Annotated in this window: 5 protein-coding genes and 1 tRNA gene; 1 reads left to right on the plus strand and 5 read right to left on the minus strand. The window is 70.4% G+C overall.

Annotated features, from left to right (window positions below):
• Positions 1-266: tetratricopeptide repeat protein (locus PSH25_RS16175; protein ID WP_238659878.1), on the plus strand; the 266-nt coding region annotated here is incomplete at its 5' end.
• Positions 267-497: 231 nt separating this feature from the next.
• Here PSH25_RS16175 and PSH25_RS16180 read toward each other — a convergent pair.
• The 5 genes from PSH25_RS16180 to scpB form a co-directional block, all read right to left on the minus strand.
• Positions 498-571, minus strand: a tRNA-Pro gene (locus PSH25_RS16180).
• Positions 572-780: 209 nt separating this feature from the next.
• Entirely contained in the window at positions 781-2,187 is a 1,407-nt protein-coding gene (der, locus tag PSH25_RS16185; protein ID WP_238659879.1) for a ribosome biogenesis GTPase Der, read from the minus strand.
• Between the two features lie 49 nt (positions 2,188-2,236).
• On the minus strand, positions 2,237-2,917 hold the full coding sequence (gene cmk / locus PSH25_RS16190) for a (d)CMP kinase (RefSeq protein WP_238659880.1): 681 nt from the start codon (positions 2,915-2,917) through the stop codon (positions 2,237-2,239).
• Positions 2,918-3,110: 193 nt separating this feature from the next.
• Complete coding sequence (locus PSH25_RS16195) at positions 3,111-3,881, minus strand: pseudouridine synthase (RefSeq protein WP_238659881.1); 771 nt, start codon at positions 3,879-3,881, stop codon at positions 3,111-3,113.
• The gene (scpB, locus tag PSH25_RS16200) at positions 3,868-4,623 is read right to left on the minus strand and encodes an SMC-Scp complex subunit ScpB (protein ID WP_372492801.1); all 756 of its coding nucleotides are present in this window, start codon (positions 4,621-4,623) and stop codon (positions 3,868-3,870) included. The genes PSH25_RS16195 and scpB overlap by 14 nt, the downstream gene beginning before the upstream one ends.
• Positions 4,624-4,767: the final 144 nt, after the last annotated feature.

The following is a 4,767-nucleotide window of genomic DNA, read 5'->3' on the forward strand; positions in this document are numbered from 1 at the left end:
AACTCGGCGCTTCCGATCTCCCGTTGTACGAGGCGACGCTGGCCGCGTATGAGCGGGTGCTAGGTGACGAACACCCGGACACGCTGACATCGCGCAACAACCTGGCCTACGCCCATAAAGCGGCTGGGCGGTTGAGTGAGGCGATCCCGTTGTACGAGGCGACGCTGGCCGTACGTGAGCGAGTGCTGGGTGACGAACACCCGAAAACGCTGACGTCGCGCAACAACCTCGCCGCTGCTTACCGAATTCGGGACGACGGCATGTAGCGCTGCGGGCGCCGAGAACGGCCGAAGGCCGCCCGCAGGGCAGACCGCGCGAGCGGCACCGCGCTCGCGCCGCTTTCTGATCCAGAAGTGAACGATTCGGCAGCCATCCGGCTGGACACTTGAGACTTGACCAACGGTCAAGGAGCGCCAGCCACCGCCAACTTGACCGATCTTGGTCCCCAGAACGCCAAGAGGGCCGATCCGAGTTCCGGATCAACCCTCTGACCTGCGTCGGGACGGCCGGATTCGAACCGACGACCCCTTGACCCCCAGTCAAGTGCGCTACCAAGCTGCGCCACGTCCCGCCCCCGCGTGGTTTCCCCCGCGGCAGCCGGTACAGCTTAGCGCAGCAGCTCCGGGTCGTCCGCACAGGCCCCACCGGCGTCGTGACGCAGCCGAACCACCCACAACGAGCCACCGCACAACCCCTAGAGCGTCCTAGGAGGGTGGGGGTGGACAGGGAAATGCCGGATGGGCAGGATCGCCCATCCGGCATGCGGCCTAGCAAAAGCGGTCAGCCGTGCGCCTTGCCTCGGCCGCCGGGGCCGAGCTTCTTGCGCGGGCGGACCGAGATTTCGATCGGGCTGCCCTCGTACCCGAATTCCTCGCGGAGCTTGCGCTCGACGAAGCGCTGGTAGCCGGCGTCCAGCGGGCCCGTGGTGAAGAGCACGAACCGTGGCGGCGCCACGCCTGCCTGCGTCGCGAACAGGATGCGCGGCGCCCGTCCACCACGTACCGGGTGGGGGGTGGCCTGCACCAGCGCGGTCAGCCACTGGTTGAGGTGCGCGGTCGGCACACGGGTTTCCCAGCTGGCCAACGCCTTGTTCAGGGCCGGGGCCAGCTTGTCCACGGCACGGCCGGTCATCGCCGACAGGTTCAGCCGGATCGCCCAGGGGATGCGGCGCAACTCCCGGTCGATCTCCTTGTCCAGGTAGTACCGCCGGTCGGCGTCGACCAGGTCCCACTTGTTGAACGCGATGACCAGCGCCCGGCCCGACTCGGTCACCATCGACAGGATCCGCTGGTCCTGCTCGCTGATCGGCTCGCTGGAGTCCAGCAGCACCACGGCCACCTCAGCGGCCTCGATCGCGCCAGCGGTGCGCAGGCTGGCGTAGTACTCGGTGCCACTGGCCTTACCGACCCGCTTGCGCAGTCCGGCCGTGTCCACCAACTGCCAGGTCTGACCGCCGATCTCGACCAGGCTGTCCACCGGGTCCACAGTGGTGCCCGCGACCGAGTCGACGACCGCCCGCTCCTCGCCGGAGAACCGGTTGAGCAGGCTGGACTTGCCGACGTTCGGCCGCCCGACCAGCGCCACCCGGCGCGGTCCACGCGGACGGTTCTCCACGATCGCCGGTGCCTCCGGCAGCGCGGCGAGGATGGCGTCGAGCAGGTCGCCGGAGCCGCGTCCGTGCAGCGCGGACACCGGGAACGGCTCACCGAGACCGAGCGACCACAGCGACGTGGCCTCCATCTCGATGGAGTTGTTGTCGGCCTTGTTCGCCACCAGGATCACCGGCTTGGCGCTGCGCCGCAGCATCTTCACCGCGGCCTCGTCCACGTCGGTGGAGCCCACCATCGCGTCGACCACGAAGAGCACCACGTCGGCGGTGACGACCGCCGTCTCGGCCTGCGCCGCGATGGCCGCGGCGCGGTCCTTCGCGTCCGGCTCCCAGCCGCCGGTGTCCACCACGGTGAACGCCCGGCCGTTCCACTGCGCGTCGTACGGGACCCGGTCGCGGGTCACGCCAGGAACGTCCTCGACGACCGCCTGCCGGCGGCCGATGATCCGGTTGACAAGCGTCGACTTGCCCACGTTGGGACGGCCGACCACGGCCACCACCGGCTGCGGGCCGCTCGGTTCCTCCACGACGACGTCGGGCTCACGCAGCTCGACCCAACCGCCTGAATCGCTGCTCATGCCGCTCCTCCGCTTCGCTCCGGACCGTCATGGGACACAACCGCACGGCTCATGCGACGCCCCGCTCGGTGAGCAGGTCGCGCATCCGCGCCACGACCTCGTCGATGCCCAGCTCGGTGGTGTCCAGCACCACCGCGTCGGGCGCCTGGGCCAGCGGGTTGACCTTGCGGGTCGAGTCGAGCTTGTCCCGCCGGGCCAGGTCGGCGGCAGTGGCCGCCACGTCGGCGGCGTCCTCGGCGCTGCGCCGGGCCGCACGGGCCGCCTCGGAGGCGGTCAGGAAGACCTTCAGGTCGGCGTCCGGCGCCACGACCGAGCCGATGTCGCGACCCTCGACCACCATCCGACCAGCATTGGCGATCATCTCGCGCTGGCGGGTGACGAGCAGCTCACGGACAGCCGGCACGGCGGCGACGGCGGAGACCGCGCCGGTCACCTCGGTGCCACGGATGTCGGCGTCCACGCCGACCCCATCGACGGTCACGGCGTACCCCTGCGGGTGGGTGCCGATGCGCAGGTTGACCTCGCCCGCGACCTTTGCCACCGACGCGGCGTCGGTGAGGTCCACGCCGGAGCGCAGCACGGCCCACGTGATCGCCCGGTACATCGCCCCGGTGTCCAGGTAGCGCGCACCGATGCTCGCGGCGAGCCGCCGCGACACGGTGGACTTGCCCGAACCGGACGGCCCGTCCACAGCGACCACACATCGCCCAGTCCGTACGTTTTCCTCCACCGTGTCCTCCTCAGCCCGTACCTCACGGATCGCCCGGTGCTGGCGCCGCAAGCGGTTGTCAATCGTCATCAATCATGCCCGGGTGCGCTAACGAACCCGCGCGCGACGCCGCCAGAGGCGACCCACGCCACCCGGGCGGCCGCGTCCCGGCCATCGGTGGAGCCTACCGACTGCCGTACCCCGAACTCGGGGGTCAGTCACCCACCGCGTTGAACAGGGCGGCGACCTCGGCGTTGGTCAACCGCCGGATCCGCCCGGTCCGCAGTTCACCGAGCCGGATCGGACCGATCGAGGTACGCACCAGCCGGGTGACCGGGTGGCCGACCTCCTCCATCAGCCGTCGGACGATGTGCTTGCGGCCCTCGTGCAGGCTCAGCTCCACCTGGGCAGATTTACCCAGAGTGTCCACCACCTTGAACGAGTCGACCTTGACCGGCCCGTCCTCCAGCTCGACCCCGGCCAGCAGCCGCTTGCTCAGGTTGCGCGGGATCGGCCCGACCACCTCGGCGAGGTAGGTCTTCAGCACCTCGTACGAGGGGTGCATGAGCTTGTGAGCGAGGGTGCCGTCGTTGGTGAGCAGCAGAAGGCCCTCACTGTCCGCGTCGAGCCGCCCCACGTGGTAGACCCGCTGCTCCACCCTGTTGCCGATGAACTCGGCCAGCTCGTTGCGTCCCTTGTCGTCCGCCATGGAGGTAACCACCCCACGCGGCTTGTTCATCGCCACATAGACCAGGCGAATGTCGACCTGGAGGCGCTCCCCGTCCACGTGGATCACGGAGGTGGCCGGGTCGACCTTGTCGCCGAGCTTGGCGACCCGCCCGTCCACGGTGACCCGGCGGCGGAAGATCAGGTCCTCACAGGCGCGCCGGGAACCCACGCCGGCGGCGGCGAGCACCTTCTGCAGACGCTCAGCCCCCTCGTAGACGGGCGCGTCGGGTTTCGGGGAACGGTTATCGGGTCGCATCAGCAAGCTCTTCTACGTCGTCGGGCAGGAAGGGTGCGAGGGGCGGCAGCTCGTCGACGGTGTTCAGCCCGAGCTTCTCCAGAAACAGCGTGGTGGTCCGGTAGAGGAACGCCCCGCTGTCCGTTTCGGTGCCGCACTCCTCGATAAGGCCGCGGGTGACCAGCGTACGGATGACCCCGTCGCAGTTCACACCCCGGATGGCTGAGATTCGTGAACGGGTCACCGGCTGCTTGTAGGCGACCACGGCGAGCGTCTCCAACGCCGCCTGGGTCAGCCGCACGGACTGCCCGTCCAGTACGAACCGCTCAACGTACGTAGCGTATTCCGGCCGGGTGTAAAGCCGCCACCCACCGGCCGCCCGGCGCAGCTCGAACCCGTGCCCGGCCGCGGTGTAACCGGCGGCGATCTCGTCGAGCATCGGCCCGACCCGCTCGGCGGGCTGCTCCAGCACCTGGGCCAGCACCAGTTCGCTGACCGGCTCGTCGACCACCAGCAGGATCGCCTCCAACGCGCCGCGCAGCTCGGCGTCGGACAGTTCGGGCGCGGGCTCCGGCGCGGCCGTCGCCCGCCGCCGTCCCGCCAGCCGCCGCTGGGGTACGTCCCCAGCGCCACCCGACTCCCCCGCCGCGCCCTCCGTCCCGGCTCCGAGCTCCGGCCCCGCCGTGTGCTCGGTCACCGCCCCGGAATCCGGCCCCGCCGTGTGCTCCGGCACCGCCCCGAGCTCCGGCCCCGCCGAGCGCACCGCGCCCGAGGGCGACTCGACAAGATCTGACTCGCCCGAGCCAAACCCGGCCGAGCCCACCTCAGCATGGCCTGAACCCGGGTCGGCTTCGCACGCGCTCTCCCCGTCCGGGTCGGCCTACGCCCGGGCCGCCTCGACCGCCGC

Source organism: Micromonospora foliorum (assembly GCF_022229015.1).
GTDB classification, from domain to species: Bacteria; Actinomycetota; Actinomycetes; order Mycobacteriales; family Micromonosporaceae; genus Micromonospora; species Micromonospora foliorum.

Excerpts from the sequence above, each read along its gene's own strand:
- der (WP_238659879.1), bottom strand. The coding sequence starts at position 2,187 with ATGAGCAGCGATTCAGGCGGTTGGGTCGAGCTGCGTGAGCCCGACGTC.
- PSH25_RS16195 (WP_238659881.1), bottom strand. The coding sequence starts at position 3,881 with ATGCGACCCGATAACCGTTCCCCGAAACCCGACGCGCCCGTCTACGAG.